This is a genomic window from Desulfatitalea alkaliphila, assembly GCF_022968795.1.
Classification (GTDB): domain Bacteria; phylum Desulfobacterota; class Desulfobacteria; order Desulfobacterales; family Desulfosarcinaceae; genus Desulfatitalea; species Desulfatitalea alkaliphila.
Window position 1 is genome coordinate 1 of sequence record NZ_JALJRB010000031.1, and the last position, 14,940, is coordinate 14,940.

Sequence of the window (14,940 nt, forward strand, 5' to 3'; positions counted from 1 at the left end):
CTTTAAACTTTAAACTTTAAACTTTAAACTATCTTATGGTAGCTTGCCCATCGCTGTTGAACAGGGACAGGCACCGGACCGGCGGCGGAATTAAAGGACCACCCCCGGCCCCGCGTCAAAAAGCGGTTCACGTTGACTGTCCACCGTCACACAATCCACATGAGCAACGGACAGATCGCTATGACACACCTCAATCGTACCAACTGCGGCGCGCTGCGCCCGGCCGATGCAGGCCGCGATGTCACGCTGGCCGGCTGGGTCGACGCCCTGCGGGACCACGGCGAAGTGCTTTTCATCCATCTACGCGACCGCAGCGGCATCGTCCAGGTGGTCTTCACACCCGAGGCCGCCAGCCGGGCGGTTTGCGACACAGCAGCCACCCTGCGCAGTGAATTTTGCATCCGGATCGGCGGCAAAGTGGTGGCACGGGCGGACGGCACCGAGAATCCGGGCATCGCCACCGGCGCCGTCGAGGTGGTGGCCGACACCCTGACCATTCTGAGCGGTTCGGCGGCCCTGCCCTTTCCCATATCGGAAAAGTCCATGGTGGTCGGCGGCGCCGTCAAGGGGGACGAACCGGTGAACGAAGAGTTGCGCCTGCAGTACCGTTATCTGGACCTGCGGCGACCGACCATGCAGGACCACCTGATCAAACGCCACCGCATCGTCAAAACCATCCGCGATTTTCTGGACGATCAGGGTTTCATCGAAGTGGAAACCCCCATGCTGACCAAGAGCACACCGGAAGGGGCCCGCGATTACCTGGTGCCGAGCCGGCATTTTCCGCAAAATTTCTACGCCCTGCCCCAATCGCCCCAGCTGTTCAAGCAATTGCTGATGGTGAGCGGCCTGGAGCGCTACTTCCAGATCGTGCGCTGCTTCCGGGATGAGGATCTGCGCCCCAACCGGCAGCCGGAGTTCACCCAGTTGGACCTGGAGGCCTCCTTCATCGACGAAGCCTTCATCTACGATTTGATGGAAGCGCTGACCGTGCGCATGTTCCAGGTCGGAGGCATCGATCTGCCGCGGCCCTTTCCCCGCATCACCTGGCTGGATGCCATGAACCGCACCGGCTCGGACCGTCCCGATCTGCGCTTCGACATGACCTTCCGCGATGTGACCGACCTGTTCGGCGAGACCCGCTACGGCATCTTCCGCCGGATCCTCGAACGGGGCGGCTGCATCAAAGGAATCAACGTCAAGGGGCAGTCGGAGCGTTTGAGCAAGAACGTGCTGCAGAACGAATACGCCAAGGAGATCGTGCCGGGTTTCGGCGCCAAGGGCATGACCTGGATGCGGGTGATCGAAGGGGGGCTGGAGTCCAACATCGTACAGTTTTTCAGCGAGGCGGAACGCCAGGGGGTGCCGGCGCGCTTCGAGGCTCAACCGGGCGACGTGCTGCTGTTGATCGCCGACCCCTCCTGGTCCCTGGTCTGTTCCGCCCTGGGGCAATTGCGGCTCCACCTGGCCCACCGCCTGGGGCTGATTCCGCCGGACAGCTACAAACCCATGTGGGTGACCGATTTTCCCCTGTTCGATGAGACCGACGACGGCGTCACCTCCTGCCACCATCCCTTCACCATGCCGGACCGCACCGATTTCGATCCGCAGGACCAAACCGACCTGCTGGCCTTGCGCTCGCGGGCCTACGACCTGGTGATGAACGGCGAGGAGCTGGGGGGCGGCAGCATCCGCATCAATGACATGGACCTGCAGCAGCGCATTTTCCAGGCCCTGGGTCTCAATGACGCCGAAGTGTCTGAGAAGTTCGGCTTTTTCCTCAAGGCCCTGACCTTCGGCGCCCCGCCCCACGGCGGCATCGCCCTGGGCATCGATCGGGTGGTTTCCATGATCCTGGACACCCCTTCCATCCGCGAAGTGATCGCATTCCCCAAGAACCGCAGTGCCTACTGCCCCCTGACCCAGGCGCCATCACCGGTGGCGGCGGCCCAACTGCAGGAACTGGGGCTGCTCGACCTGGGCGGCGCCTGTGATCTGCCCGGCGCCGAAGCCCGGCAGGATCCCCTGGAAAATCTCTCCTGGGTTTCGCGCATCGGCTTCGCTGAAGCCGAACGGCCGGCGCTGACGACTGCCGTGGCCGAAGCCCGCGCCTGTGCCCAACGACTCGGGAAGGAACCCGCCACCGAGGCACCGCTTTTCACCGTGGCCCCCGTCACCAACCACACCCGCCCGGGCGCCGTCGCACGGACCCACCCCTTGGCGGAAAACGGCGCGCTGCTGCAGAATGCGCCCGCCGTCAAAGGCGGCTACTTCAAAGTGGCCGCCGTACTCGATTGAGAGGTTGCGCATGTCCCAAACCCATACCCAACACACGCCGGCCGTGCCGGATAACCCTGCCGCCGGACCGCTGGCCGGCAAGCGGGTGGCCCATCAACCCAATTGGTCCGTGCGGGGCCACCTTTGCAGCGCCGGTTGCCGGGCCCTGGAAGGCTACCGGGCCCTGGAAGATGCCACCCTGATCGCCCGTCTGCAAACAGCGGGCGCCGTCCTGGCCAACCCGGCCGCCATGGCCGAGCTGGGGTTCGGTCTGCACGGCGACACCACCGTCCAACCGGTCGCCCAGGGAGCAGCCGACCTGGCCCTGGTCAACGACACCCTGGGCGAGGCGCGAGTGGCCGCCGCCGCCCACGGTATGTTCGGCTTCAAACCCAGCTATGGTCGCGTCTCGCGATGCGGCATGATCGACCTGGTCCCCTCAATGGCGTGTCCCGGGTTCATCGCTGCCGGACCGCAAGCCATTCTGGACGCCCTTGCCGCCGTGGCCGGCCCCGACCCCGCCGACGTCGCCATGCCCGACGACTGCCGGGAGATCCCGTTCGACGCCAGGCCGTCCGACACCGATCCGTTGCAAAACGCCGGCGTGATCATCCAATCCCTGGCATCCCTGGATGGGACCGCCCGCCGCGCTTTCGAGGCCGCTTTGGCCCGCCTGGCCGCGGCGGGTGTGGCCGTTCAAGAGATCGATCTGCCCGACTACCCCCTTTTCCGCGACACCCATCAGGTCATCGCCGCCGTGGAAGCCTCATCCAGCGCCGGCAAATTCGACGGCGTGCGCTACGGCTACCGCGCGCCGACCGCCAAGCATTGGAACGAGATGTATCTGGAGACCCGCAAGTCGGCCTTCGGACCACTGCTCAAGGCACTGCTATTTCAAGGCGCCTACTTGCAGTTCGACAACTACGCCGCCTTCGAACAGGCCGCGCGCCTGCGCCGCCGCCTTGTCGATGCCCTCGCCGGCCATTTGAAGAAGGTGGATCTGCTGGTCATGCCCACGCGCAATCCGGCGACCGATGCGGCCACGGCCACCACCATCGCCGCCATCTACGACGCCTTCGCCTACACCCTGCCGGCCAATCTCGCCGGCTTGCCGGCCCTTCACCTGCCCGGCCCGCAGACGACGGACGCACAAGACCCCGGCCTGCAGCTCATCGGCCGGCGCCTGGACGATACCCGTCTGCTGGCCCTCGGTGTCCGGATGGCCGATTTTGAAAAGGAGGGCCGGTAAAATGGCATACGAAGCGGTCATCGGCCTTGAGATCCACGTACAGCTCAATGCCGCCACCAAACTGTTCTGCGATTGCCCCAACCGTCCGGGTGACGATCCCAACCGCAACATTTGCCCGGTCTGTCTCTGGCTGCCGGGGGTGGCACCCCAATTGAGCCGGACCGCCCTGGAAAAAGGGGTGCTGGCCTGCCTGGCCCTCAACTGCACCATCCAACCGGAAAGCGCCTTCGATCAGAAGGTGTATTACTATCCCGATCTGCCCAAGGGCTACCAGTTGTCCCAGCACCACCAGCCATTGGCGCGTGATGGCTGGGTGGAAATCATCGACGCGGACAACCAGCTCAAGCGGCTGCGCATCCATCACATCCACCTGGAGGAGGACGTGGCCAAGCTGGTGCACGAAACCGATGGCCGCACGCCCATCAGCCTGGTGGACTTCAACCGTGCCGGAACGCCGCTCATCGAAATCGTCAGCGAACCGGACATGCGCAGCCCCCATGACGCCATGGCGTACGTCAAGACCCTGCGGGCCCAACTGCGCTACACCGGCTGCGCCGAGTGCAGCCTCGAACAGGGAACGCTGCGGGTGGACGCCAACATTTCCGTGCGCCCCCGAGGCAGCGACCAGCTCAACACCAAAGTGGAGGTCAAGAACATGAACTCCATCCGCAACGTGGGCGACGCCATCGCCTATGAAATCGAACGCCAAAGCGCCTGCATGGAAAAGGGCACGCCGATCACCCTGCACACCCGCTTGTGGGACCCGGACAAACGGATGACGGTGCCCATGCGGGCCAAGTTCGAAGGCCCCTGCATCCCCGACCCGTCCGTGGCCCGCATCGTGATCGATGCACCCTGGCTTGCCGAGATCAAGCAACGCCTTCCCGAAATGCCGGCCCAAAAGATCGCGCGCTTCATCAAGGATTTCGGCCTGACCCCCGATGAAGCCGCCGCCATGACCGCCGAGCGCGAATGGGCGACCCTTTTCGAAGCCACCTCGGACCATGGCCTGCCGCCGCGCAAAGTAGCCAACTGGATCTCCACCCGCCTGATCCCCGTGCTGCGGGAACGCCGCCAATCGTTGCAAGAGACCCGTTTGTCCGCAGACCGCTTCGCCGCCCTGCTGGACCTGCTGGAACAAGGGACGATCAACGCCCAAGCCGCAAAAGAGGTCCTGCCGCAACTGCTGGACAGCGACGATCCGCCGGAGACCATCGTCGCGCGCGGTGGCTTCGCCCAGGTCTCCGCCGGCGACGAATTGGAGGCCCTGGTGGATCGCGTCATTGCGCAACACCCCGCCGATGTGCAAGACTTCCGTAATGGCAACCCCAAGGTGCTGGGCTTCCTGATGGGCCAGGCGATGAAGGCTTCGGGGGGCAAAGCCAATCCCAAACGGTTGAAGGAACTGTTGGGGACGAAATTGGGCGCCGCCTGAAAGGGAAACAAGAGATGCTGCAAACGGGCGAAAAGAATGCGATCACCGATGTCGATGGCATCTGGGTGGGCCACTTCAGCGAAATCCGACAGGCCTCCGGCACAACGGTGATCATCTGCCCCGACGGAGCCGTGGGCGGCGTGGATGTGCGGGGATCGGCGCCGGGGACCCGCGAGACCGATCTGCTGGAGCCCCACAATCTGGTGGAGCAGGTCAACGCGGTGGTGTTGTGCGGCGGATCCCTTTACGGCTTGGCCGCGGCCGACGGGGTGGTGCGCTGGTTGGCGCAAAGGGGCTGGGGATTTCCCCTGGAAGGCGGCCATGTGGCCCCCATCGTGCCGGCGGCGGCCCTCTTCGACTTGGGCCGGGGCGCGGCCTTCACCCCCGCCGTGGGTCCCGAATGGGGTCTGGCCGGCTGCCGCGACGCCGGTCCGGACAACACGGCCCGGGGCACGGTGGGCGCCGGCACCGGGGCCGTCAGCGGCGGCATCAAAGGTGGCCTGGGCAGCGCCAGCCAAGTGTTGACAAGCGGTGTCACCGTGGGGGCCATCGTGGCGGTCAACTCCCTGGGCAGCGTCATCGATCCCCGAACCGGCCGTGCCTGGGAACACCGTCTGGAGATCGACGATGAATTCGGCCCGGAGGGACACCGTTCCGTACAATTACCGCCGCCCCCCGCCGGCTCAGCGGCCGCCAACACCACCATCGGACTGGTGGCCACCGATGCCACCCTGACCAAACCCCAGGCCAAGAAGCTGGCCCAAATGGCCCAGGACGGCCTGGCCCGTGCCATCCGGCCGGCCCACACCATGTTCGACGGCGACACCATTTTCTGTCTGGGCACCGGCAAACGCCCTCTGCCCGAAACCCCCGGCTTTTTCAGTGTCCGCCACGCCCAGGCCATCAACGATCTGGGCCACGCCATGGCCGACTGCCTCAGCCGCGCCATCATCCACGCCATCCTGCAAGCCACCGGCTTCGGCCCCTGGAAGGCCCATCGGGACTTGTAGCAAAAAGGAAAAATTATGCCGCTGAAAGGCGCACAACGCAAAATGCTTCGTTCCCTGGCCCACCCCCTGAAGCCGGTGGTTTTGGTCGGCGCCAGGGGGTTGACCGAACAGTTGATCGGCACCGTCGAATCGGCCCTCAACGACCACGAATTGATCAAGGTGAAGTTCGGCGAATTCAAGGAAGAGAAAAAGCATCTCGCCGAACAAATCGCCACCGCAACCCACGGAGAATTGATCGGCATCATCGGCCACATCGCCATCGTCTACCGGCCCCACCCCGATCCTGAAAAGAGAAAAATCCACCTTCCCTAACCAACCCACGAAGGAGGTGCGCAATGCTCGACTTTTCCCTCACACCCGAACAGGAAAAGCTGCAGGCCGAGGCCCGGTCTTTCGCCATGCAAGAGATTCTGCCGGTGGCCTGGTATTATGACGAGATTGACGACACACCCCTGCCGCTGATCCGCAAAGCCTACGATAAGGGCCTGATCAACGGCGACATACCCAAGAAGTATGGCGGCAGGGGATGGGGCCTGATGGAGAGCGTCGTGGTGACCGAGGAGTTCGCCGCGGCCTGTCCCGGCCTGGCCACCTCGCTGTTCGACAACTCCCTGGGCATGGAGCCCCTGATCCTGTGCGAAAACGAGCCTCTCAAGAAGCGGATGCTGGACCAGCTGCAGCAGGAATTCAAACTGATCTGCTTTGCCACCTCCGAGCCCACCATGGGATCGGACGTGGCCGGGATCCGCTGTCGAGCCGAGAAAAAAGGGGATGACTACATTCTCAACGGCACCAAGTTCTGGATCACCAACGCGGGCATCGCCGATTACATGACGATCTTCGCTACCACCGATCCCAAGGCGGGGCACGAAGGCATCGCCGCATTCCTCGTGGAACGGGAGTGGGAAGGGGTCTCCGTCGGCCGCAAAATTCCCAAGATGGGGCAGCGGGGCTCCAACACCGCCGGCATCCATTTCGACAACGTGCGGGTGCCCGCGGAGAATGTGCTGGCGCCGCCCGGCAAGGGGTTTGTGCTGGCCATGCAGACTTTTTCGCGCACCCGGCCGGCGATCGGCGCCTTCGCCATCGGCGCCGCCCGCTCGGCCATGGAATTCGCCATCCACTACGCCAAAAAGCGCCAGGCCTTCGGCGCCGCCATCGCCGACTTCCAGGCCATCCAGCACAAGATCGCCGAGATGTATCAAAAGGTGGAAACGTCCCGCCTGCTGGTCTGGAAAGCAGCCTGGGAGGCCGACCAGGGACGTGATCCCACCATCGCCGCCTCCATCGCCAAGTTTTACGCCACGGAAGCGGCGCTGCAGGTGGCCGACGAAGCATTGCAGGTTTTCGGCGGTTACGGCTACACCAAGATGTTTCCCATCGAAAAATTCCTGCGCGACATTCGCCTCTACCGGATCTACGAAGGCACCAGTGAAGTACAGCGCCACATCGTCGCCGGCTACGTCCTCAACAGCTATGAGCCGGTCATGCCGCCGCTGGAAGAATTACCGCTGCACCGCGAAAAGGATCCCATGGAAGCGGCATCCGAAGCGGGAGACAAGGAAACCGCCTGGCGCTGCCGAATGTGTGGGTATGTGCATTATGGGGAGGAAGCGCCGGAGGAGTGTCCTTATTGCTTCTTTCCGGAGAAAGCGTTTATGAAATAGTATAAAGTTTTAAGTGTTAAGTTTTAAGTTTTAAGTTTTAAGTTTTAAGTTAAGGAATGCTGTCGATTATAGGGTGTTAGAGGGAGGCGAGCGGATGGGGCTTTCCACATATCGTAGGGGCACGGCATGCCGTGCCCAATAAGACCCGATCCTCCCGTAGGGGCATGGCACCCCGTGCCCAATAAGACCCGATCCTCCCGTAGGGGCATGGCACCCCGCGCCCAATAAGACCCGATCCTCCCGCAGGGGCACGGCACGCCGTGCCCAATAAGACCCGATCCTCCCGTAGGGGCACGGCATGCCGTGCCCGAGTAGCCCCGGGGATCTCGCCCGGGCACGGCATGCCGTGCCCCTACGGGTTATTCCTTGGCCGGCCGGCCCGTAGGAGGCCATTGCACATCCCGGCCGAGGTCACGTCTGAAGGGGAATAAAGGGCTTCGATGCGCTTCCTTCGTCAGCACATCCTATGATCTTTGCCCTCAGGGAATACCGACTTTTCGACCCGCTGGAAGAGGAATGATTTGCTTCGATGCGCCTCCTTCGTCAGCACATCCTATGATCTGCGCTACATTGTCGGGTACCCCCGCAGGAGAACGGCGTACGCTTGCCCTTGCGGCGTGATCGGTACTACCCGGGCACGGCGTGCCGTGCCCCTACGGGGGATGCAAGGCACGATTCGGGGAAGAACCCGTTTGCTTGATTGCCCCAACCCCCTATAATCGATAGCATTCCTTAACTTAAAACTTAACACTTAAAACTTAAAACTGCCCGATAGGGCCCTATAACTTTAAACCATCTTTCATTCTCCTATGCCCCAACGCCGGCAATTTCTGCCGCACCGCCGCGATACGCTCCACATCGATCTCACCCACCACCAGGTTCTCGACCTCGCCTGCGGCGGCGATTGGAATGCCGAAGGGGTCGAAGATGGCGCTGCGGCCGCAGAAGGAGGGGCCCACCAGGTTGCAACCGGCAACATAGAGGGTGTTTTCAATGGCCCGCGCTTGCAGCAAGGTCAGCCAGTGGGTCTCCTTGACCGGTCCCTGATACCAGGCCGAGGGGATGACGATCAGTTGGGCATCCGCTTGGGCCAGGTAACGGAAAAACTCCGGAAAGCGAAGGTCGTAGCAAATGGCGAACCCCACCCGGACGCCGTTGATCGCCACCACCGGCGGCAGGTCGTCGCCGGGGGCCATGGTGTCCGACTCGCGTACGCTGAGGGCGTCGAACAGGTGGATTTTGCGGTAGGCGGCCACCCGTTCCCCTTGGGGTGAGAAGGTGATGACCGTATTGTAGACCCGCTGCTCTCCGGGAATCGCCTCCCAACCGCCGGCGGCGATATGGATGCCGGTTACCTTGGCCAGGCGGCCCATGCTTTCCCAGAAGCGCCCCCCATCCCGGTTGGCGATTTCAGCGGGCGGCAGGTCGGGACCCGGGGCGCCCATGAACATTTCGGGCAGCACCAGCAGGTCGGCCCCTCGAGATGCCGCCTGCCGGGCGCAGGCGCCGGCCTTGTCCTGGTTTTGCGCCGGGTCGGATGTGGTTTCCACCTGGGCCAGTGCGACCCGCAACAGGTTTGTCATTTTCGCCTCCCTGCAATCGTATGCTTTTGTTTTTGACCCGTATCCGGAATGATGCCACAATGTCAGGGCGTGTCGCCGGCCGGGGAAGTTGTTTGGAACTGTTGCCGCAATTGTTCCACCCGCTTGCGGTTGACCCCCAGATCGGATCGGCCCACGCGGGATGCGGAGCGCACGTGGATGACCCGATCTTCCTCGTCCAGGCGCAGCTCCAGGTCGTCCACGAAACGAAACAGGCGACTGGTGAAGGTCGCCCAAAGGTGATCCTCGGAGCGCGATTGGATCCGGCCACCGATGGCGACAACGGCTTGGCCGGCGCGCTCCCAGGCGGCGACGGGATCTCCGGAAACGGCCAGGGGTGCAATGGCGGCGGTGGTGCTTTTGCTTTCACTGGACACGCAATTGGGGGTGTCCGGACAGGGCCGCAGCTTGCCCTCCACCAACTGCACCCGGGGCGCCGGGGCGCTGCACGCCATAACCACCAGCGACAGGACGGCGGCCACGACCAAGAGCAGCAGTACCAACACGACGATTTTCATGGCGGCTCCTTTATGATCTACAACGTGATCGGCCCGCCGGGGGCCGGCAAAACCACCTACATCCGCAAGCGTTTCGGGTTTTCACCGCCCATGCGCCATATCGACGACGAGGTGTTCGACACTTTCGTGCAACGTAAGGTGTTCGAACACACCGGCCTCAATCCGCGCATCAATCAATACCTGGCGGGCACCCCGGAGCCGGTCACCACCATCTGGCTGCAACCCGGCGCCTGGCGCTGCATCCAGCGCATCTTGAAGGATGGCTTCAGCGGCAAGGCCACCCTGAAACAGACCTTCAACCGTTTGAAGATTCTCCGATTCTATCACCACCACCGCAAGGAAATCTACCACCCGTGAAAATCCCGCCGGATAGCGTCGCCTCCCCGTCTCAGTTGGTCGGCAGCTCCGCCCGATCCCCCAGATTGCCGTACCGGTGGTAGGTGTCGCAAATGCTCTGGTTCTGCACATAGTGCAGCAGTTCGATGCGGCCTTCCATCAACACCGGCGCGCGGGCGATGTAGAAACCGCTCCGGGCGGCAGCGGCCAGCAGATCGGCGGGCACCCGGTTGGGTGCGGCATAGCGGATGCGGGCCAGATCGGGCAACAGGTCGATCACTGCTTGCTCCGATTGACGCTTTGTCACGGCATCCGCCAGCAGTTGCCGGCCCTCCACGCCGTCCAGGAAGGCGGTCACCTCATTGTCCAGGGCTTCGGGAATGCTCACCAGCACCCGGTTGCCCGTGATCCGGGCTGCGGCGATGCGGGCCAGGGTTTCGAAAAGGGTGTCGTCGGGATGAATCCGGATCATGATCCGTCCCAAGGGCCGGTACCGGTGGCGGTTGTCCTGGCCGCGCAGATGAAAGGAGTCCTTCTCCAGGCCGAACTCCTGCTCCCAGTGATACAGATAACTCTTGACGGCCCGGATGGCGCGGGTCACGTCCGCGCCGGCGGCGGCGAGCCCGCCCCACAGCCGTTTGCGGCGCCACTCCGATATCACGCGCCACAAGCGGTGCTCCCTGTGCAGCGTGCCGATGCGCGGCAGGTCATGCTCCTCGAAATCCATGAACTGACTGACGTAGTTGGGTCCGCCGGCCTTGATGGCGGGCCCCAGGGCCGATTTGCCCGTTCCGCCGAAGGGCTGGCGCAGGGTGATGGCGCCGGTGGTGCCGCGATTGATGTACAGATTGCCGGCCCGAATGGCCTCCTGCCAGCGTGTCTGTTCGCGGATGTCCAGGCTCTCCAGGCCGGCGGTCAGCCCGTAGCCGGTCATGTTGGCCAGCTCAACGGCATGATCCAGGTCGTCGGCCCGCATCACGCCCAGCACCGGCCCGAAGAACTCGGTCAGATGGGTGTAACTGCCCGGTTGAACGCCGTACTTGATGCCCGGCCGCCACAGGTGGGGGTTGTCCGCCACCGGTTCGGGCGGCAGGGCCCAGGACTCGCCGGGCTCCAGGGTGGTCAGGGCCCGCTCCAGGTCGCCCTTGGGCGGACGGATCAACGGCCCCATGCGGCTGCTGAAGTCCCAGGCCGGCCCCACGCGCAAGCTGGCGGCGGCATCCACCAGTTGGCGCTGGAACTCCTTGCTGTCGTACACTTCCCGTTCCAGGATCAGCAGGGAGGTGGCCGAGCACTTCTGCCCGGTATTACCGAAGGCGGAGTAGATGACGTTTTTGATGGCCTGGTCCCGGTCGCACATGGCGGTGACGATGGTGCTGTTTTTGCCGCCGGTTTCGGCGCACAGAAACAGGTCCGGCTTGCGTGCCAGCATGTGCAGGCCGGTTTCGGTGCCCCCGGTGAGGATTACGAAATCCACTTCTGGGTGGGTGACCAGGTGATTGCCGGCCTCACCGCCGGCACACGGCACGAACTGCAGCACATTGCGGGAGATGCCCGCGCGCCAGAAACACTGCACCAACACCCAGGCCGTCAACACGGCATCGGAGGCGGGCTTGAAGATCACCGTGTTGCCGGCGGACAGGGCCGCGACAATGCCGCCGCAGGGAATGGCGATGGGAAAATTCCAGGGGGACACCACGGCCCCCACCCCCTTGCCGCGGGCCGTGACGTTCTCGATGCGCGTGAAGGTGCGCGCCGAGAAGGGGTAGTACTCCGCGAAGTCGATGGCCTCGGACACCTCCACGTCGGCTTCGCTGAACAGCTTGCCGGTTTCGGCCGCCGCGGCGCCGATCAGATCTCCCCGCGCCTCGCGCAGCGCCATGGCCACCTTGGAGAGCATGCGATGGCGTTCATCGGGGGGCATTGAGCGCCAGCCGTCGGGATCGGATCGGGCCACGGCCACCGCCTGCTCGATGTCCGCCGTGCCGGCCAGGCGGTATTCGGCCACCGCCACCTGTTGCGGTTGGCGATTGGGGTCGTAAATGGTGCGCGTTTCCCGTTGCTCCAGGAGGGTGTCACCGGCCACCACCAGTGGAATCTGAATTGTTTCGGCTTCTTCTGCGACCTGCCAGCGGCGGCGAATCGCATCGGCCCAGCGCTGATTGGCCGCCAGGGCCCAGTCGGTGTCCGGCTCGTTGTTGAATTCTCCCTCATGAAAAGTGCCCATGGCCTCGGGAAAACGCTCACTGTTGCGGTCCTGGATGCGATTGGGCCCCAAGGGGGCATCGGGAATGTGGCGGCAGGCGGCGACGAACTGATCCCGCAGCCCCTGCCAGGCGGCCCCGCGGGTGGTCAGTCCCGGGCCGTGGCGCAGGAAATTCTCCGCGCCGGTGTTTTCATCCAAACGCCGCACCAGGTAGGCGATGGCATTAATGAACTCTTCGGCGGTGGCCACCGGCGCATAAAGCAGCACCGCTCCGCTCATCTCGGCGATGGCCCGGCGCACATGGTCGGCCATCCCCTCCAGCATTTCGAAGATCACCCCTTCACTCACCCCCCGGCGCCGCGCCAGGCAATCGGCATAGGCCAATTCAAACAGGTTGTGGGAGGCGATCCCCAGCTGCACCGCCCGGATGTGGTCCGGCTGCATGCCGTAATGAAGCATGCGCTTGAAGTTGGCATCCACGTCCCGCTTGTTGTCGTAGGGGGCCAGGGGCCAGTTGAACAGGGCGGACTCCACCTGTTCCATCTCCAGGTTGGCCCCCTTGACGACACGGATCTTGACAGGGGCGCCGCCGCGCTCCACCCGCTCCATGGCCCAGCGGGTCAGGCGCTCCTGGATGCCAAGACTGTCCGGCAAATAGGCCTGCAGCACGATGCCGGCGCTGTGATCCAGGAAAGGTTCCTGGTCCAGGGCGTGCATGAAGGCGGTGGTGGTGATCTCCAGGTCCCGATACTCCTCCATGTCCAGGTTGACGAATTTGACAACCCGCGTTCCGTCGGCCCGCACGAAGGCATTGGCGGCGGCGGCCTGGTAGAGGCGCGACAGCCGCTCCACCAGCACATCCACCGTATGGTCGAAGGCCAGGGGCTGGATCTGGGAGTAGATGGTGGAAATCTTGACCGAGATGTACTCCACGGCCGGATTCTCCAGGTCCGCCACATAGGTGGCCAACCGCCGCCGGGCCTCGCGTTCGCCCAACACCGCCTCGCCCAGGTGATTGATGTTCACCCGCACGCCCTCGGTCTTGCGTTTGTCCAGGTGAGACAGCAGGGCTTGGCGTTCGCCGGGAATGATCATGCGGCGGCTCTCCTCGCGCATCTTCTCGATCACCTTGGGCACCGTCAAACCAGGCAGGTAACGGCCGGCATTGAGAAACAGCTGCATCAAAAGCCGATCCGTGGTGCCGAAAAACTCGGGTATGCCGTAGCGTCGGAGCAGGTCGTTGATCTGGTCGGCCACCCTGCCGGCGTCCTGGCTGCGAAAACTCTGGTCGATGATCCGCGTCAGGGTCACCTTGTCCCGGGGATGTTCCAGCAGGCGCTGCATCTGCTTGCGGTATTGCTTCTCCTCGGCGGTCAGCAGCTGGTTGGCCCGATCCTGCCAAGCGCGGGCCAGTTCGGCGGCCTCTTGGATGATCCGTTCATCGCATTCCGGTTGCATGGGGCATCCTTTCCGTCAGACAGGGCTTGCATCGTTCGCATGTTTCGACTTGCTTCCGACGTGTGCGCCCGACTGCCCGTAGTAACCCGATGCGCAACGCACACGGAATCCATCTGATATTTGGTTTGAGCGGATTCAAAACCGGAGCCATGGCGCGCTATTCCGAGGGTTTTGAATCTGCTGATCGAACCAAGACGGCCTGAAGCAAGTATGCATAAAATTTGAAGTTATTGTTTTTTTTCGCGAGCCCTTAGCGATTTTGGGTTGGTAAAGTTTGTTGCGTTGGTTCGGTTGGATAATCGAAATCGCTGATGTTGTTTTCGACTATTTTGGAAAACAAACCTAAATTCGATCAACAAAGGGGCGCGCCCACCCCCAAAACCCTATTATCGATAGAATTCATCAACTTAAAACTTAACACTTAAAACTTAAAACTGTGATACAAATCGCAAGGGTGCCTCAACGGGCCCCGCCGAGGTAGGCTTTCTGGACTTCCGGGTCGGCCAGCAGGCGGTCGGCGGTGTCCTCCAGCACAATGCGTCCCACCTCCATCACATAACCGCGGTGCGCCAACTTCAATGCGGCGCGTGCATTCTGCTCCACCAGCACCACCGTCAGTCCGGAACGGTTGATCTCCCGGATGGTTTCGAAAATGGCCTTGACCAGCAAGGGGGCCAGTCCGAGGCTGGGCTCGTCCAGCAGCAGGATTTTGGGGTTGCCCATCAGGGCACGGCCGATGGCCAGCATCTGCTGCTCGCCCCCGGACAAGGTGCCGGCCAATTGATCGACCCGTTCGGCCAGCCGTGGAAACAGCGTGTACACCCGCTGCCGATTGTCGGCCACGCGCGCCTTGTCATTGCAAGTGTAGGCGCCCAGGTTGAGGTTTTCGCGCACGGTCAGGGTGCCGAAGACGCGCCTGCCCTCGGGCACCTGGGCGACACCGCGGGCAACGATCGCGTGGGCCGCAAGGGTGTGGATATCCTCTTTCTCGAACCGGATGGCGCCCTCCGTGGTTTTGAAAATTCCGCAGATGGCATTCAGGGTGGTGGATTTGCCGGCGCCATTGGCACCCAGGATGGTGACGATCTCCCCTTGCCGCACGTCGAGGCTCACCCCATGCAAGGCTTCCACGCGACCATAGCTGACATGAATATTCTCCACCTGCAACATCGGCCTGTCCGTC

11 protein-coding genes are annotated in these 14,940 nt (G+C 63.2%); 7 read left to right on the forward strand and 4 right to left on the reverse strand.

The genetic code is table 11. The features are described from left to right. Nucleotides 1-180: 180 nt before the first annotated feature. From aspS to MRX98_RS19055, 6 genes are read left to right on the forward strand one after another with little or no spacing between them, the layout of a single operon-like run. Nucleotides 181-2,298 carry an aspartate--tRNA ligase gene (gene aspS / locus MRX98_RS19030; protein ID WP_246913827.1) on the forward strand — a complete coding sequence of 706 codons (2,118 nt, stop codon included), beginning with the start codon at nucleotides 181-183 and terminating at the stop codon, nucleotides 2,296-2,298. A gap of 10 nt (nucleotides 2,299-2,308) precedes the next feature. Continuing rightward, on the forward strand, nucleotides 2,309-3,526 hold the full coding sequence (locus tag MRX98_RS19035; protein WP_246913832.1) for an amidase family protein: 1,218 nt from the start codon (nucleotides 2,309-2,311) through the stop codon (nucleotides 3,524-3,526). A gap of 1 nt (nucleotide 3,527) precedes the next feature. After that, entirely contained in the window at nucleotides 3,528-4,961 is a 1,434-nt protein-coding gene (gatB, locus tag MRX98_RS19040; protein WP_246913833.1) for an Asp-tRNA(Asn)/Glu-tRNA(Gln) amidotransferase subunit GatB, read from the forward strand. Between the two features lie 14 nt (nucleotides 4,962-4,975). Next, the gene (locus tag MRX98_RS19045; protein WP_246913835.1) at nucleotides 4,976-5,971 is read left to right on the forward strand and encodes a P1 family peptidase; all 996 of its coding nucleotides are present in this window, start codon (nucleotides 4,976-4,978) and stop codon (nucleotides 5,969-5,971) included. A 15-nt stretch (nucleotides 5,972-5,986) separates the two neighbouring features. Next, complete coding sequence (gene yhbY / locus MRX98_RS19050; RefSeq protein WP_246913837.1) at nucleotides 5,987-6,283, forward strand: ribosome assembly RNA-binding protein YhbY; 297 nt, start codon at nucleotides 5,987-5,989, stop codon at nucleotides 6,281-6,283. 23 nt (nucleotides 6,284-6,306) lie between these two features. Then, nucleotides 6,307-7,638 carry an acyl-CoA dehydrogenase family protein gene (locus MRX98_RS19055; protein WP_246913839.1) on the forward strand — a complete coding sequence of 444 codons (1,332 nt, stop codon included), beginning with the start codon at nucleotides 6,307-6,309 and terminating at the stop codon, nucleotides 7,636-7,638. 779 nt (nucleotides 7,639-8,417) lie between these two features. Here the strand turns inward: MRX98_RS19055 and MRX98_RS19060 are convergent. Both MRX98_RS19060 and MRX98_RS19065 read right to left on the reverse strand, forming a co-directional pair. Continuing rightward, nucleotides 8,418-9,221, reverse strand: coding sequence for a carbon-nitrogen hydrolase family protein (locus tag MRX98_RS19060; RefSeq protein ID WP_246913841.1), 804 nt, complete (start codon nucleotides 9,219-9,221; stop codon nucleotides 8,418-8,420). 62 nt (nucleotides 9,222-9,283) lie between these two features. Further along, nucleotides 9,284-9,757, reverse strand: coding sequence for a DUF1499 domain-containing protein (locus MRX98_RS19065; protein WP_246913842.1), 474 nt, complete (start codon nucleotides 9,755-9,757; stop codon nucleotides 9,284-9,286). Between the two features lie 12 nt (nucleotides 9,758-9,769). Here MRX98_RS19065 and MRX98_RS19070 point away from each other — a divergent pair, with 12 nt between their 5' ends. Next, nucleotides 9,770-10,114 (forward strand): P-loop NTPase family protein, encoded by a 345-nt coding sequence (locus MRX98_RS19070; RefSeq protein ID WP_246913844.1) that lies wholly within the window; start codon nucleotides 9,770-9,772, stop codon nucleotides 10,112-10,114. 31 nt (nucleotides 10,115-10,145) lie between these two features. Here the strand turns inward: MRX98_RS19070 and MRX98_RS19075 are convergent, their stop codons facing one another. Next, nucleotides 10,146-13,757: a bifunctional proline dehydrogenase/L-glutamate gamma-semialdehyde dehydrogenase gene (locus MRX98_RS19075; RefSeq protein ID WP_246913846.1), complete on the reverse strand. Its 3,612-nt coding sequence runs from the start codon at nucleotides 13,755-13,757 to the stop codon at nucleotides 10,146-10,148. A gap of 459 nt (nucleotides 13,758-14,216) precedes the next feature. Next, complete coding sequence (locus MRX98_RS19080) at nucleotides 14,217-14,927, reverse strand: ABC transporter ATP-binding protein (RefSeq protein ID WP_246913848.1); 711 nt, start codon at nucleotides 14,925-14,927, stop codon at nucleotides 14,217-14,219. Nucleotides 14,928-14,940 lie beyond the last annotated feature (13 nt).

Excerpts from the sequence above, each read along its gene's own strand:
- aspS (WP_246913827.1), top strand. The coding sequence starts at position 181 with ATGACACACCTCAATCGTACCAACTGCGGCGCGCTGCGCCCGGCCGAT.
- MRX98_RS19035 (WP_246913832.1), top strand. The coding sequence starts at position 2,309 with ATGTCCCAAACCCATACCCAACACACGCCGGCCGTGCCGGATAACCCT.
- gatB (WP_246913833.1), top strand. The coding sequence starts at position 3,528 with ATGGCATACGAAGCGGTCATCGGCCTTGAGATCCACGTACAGCTCAAT.
- MRX98_RS19045 (WP_246913835.1), top strand. The coding sequence starts at position 4,976 with ATGCTGCAAACGGGCGAAAAGAATGCGATCACCGATGTCGATGGCATC.
- yhbY (WP_246913837.1), top strand. The coding sequence starts at position 5,987 with ATGCCGCTGAAAGGCGCACAACGCAAAATGCTTCGTTCCCTGGCCCAC.
- MRX98_RS19055 (WP_246913839.1), top strand. The coding sequence starts at position 6,307 with ATGCTCGACTTTTCCCTCACACCCGAACAGGAAAAGCTGCAGGCCGAG.
- MRX98_RS19060 (WP_246913841.1), bottom strand. The coding sequence starts at position 9,221 with ATGACAAACCTGTTGCGGGTCGCACTGGCCCAGGTGGAAACCACATCC.
- MRX98_RS19065 (WP_246913842.1), bottom strand. The coding sequence starts at position 9,757 with ATGAAAATCGTCGTGTTGGTACTGCTGCTCTTGGTCGTGGCCGCCGTC.
- MRX98_RS19070 (WP_246913844.1), top strand. The coding sequence starts at position 9,770 with ATGATCTACAACGTGATCGGCCCGCCGGGGGCCGGCAAAACCACCTAC.
- MRX98_RS19075 (WP_246913846.1), bottom strand. The coding sequence starts at position 13,757 with ATGCAACCGGAATGCGATGAACGGATCATCCAAGAGGCCGCCGAACTG.
- MRX98_RS19080 (WP_246913848.1), bottom strand. The coding sequence starts at position 14,927 with ATGTTGCAGGTGGAGAATATTCATGTCAGCTATGGTCGCGTGGAAGCC.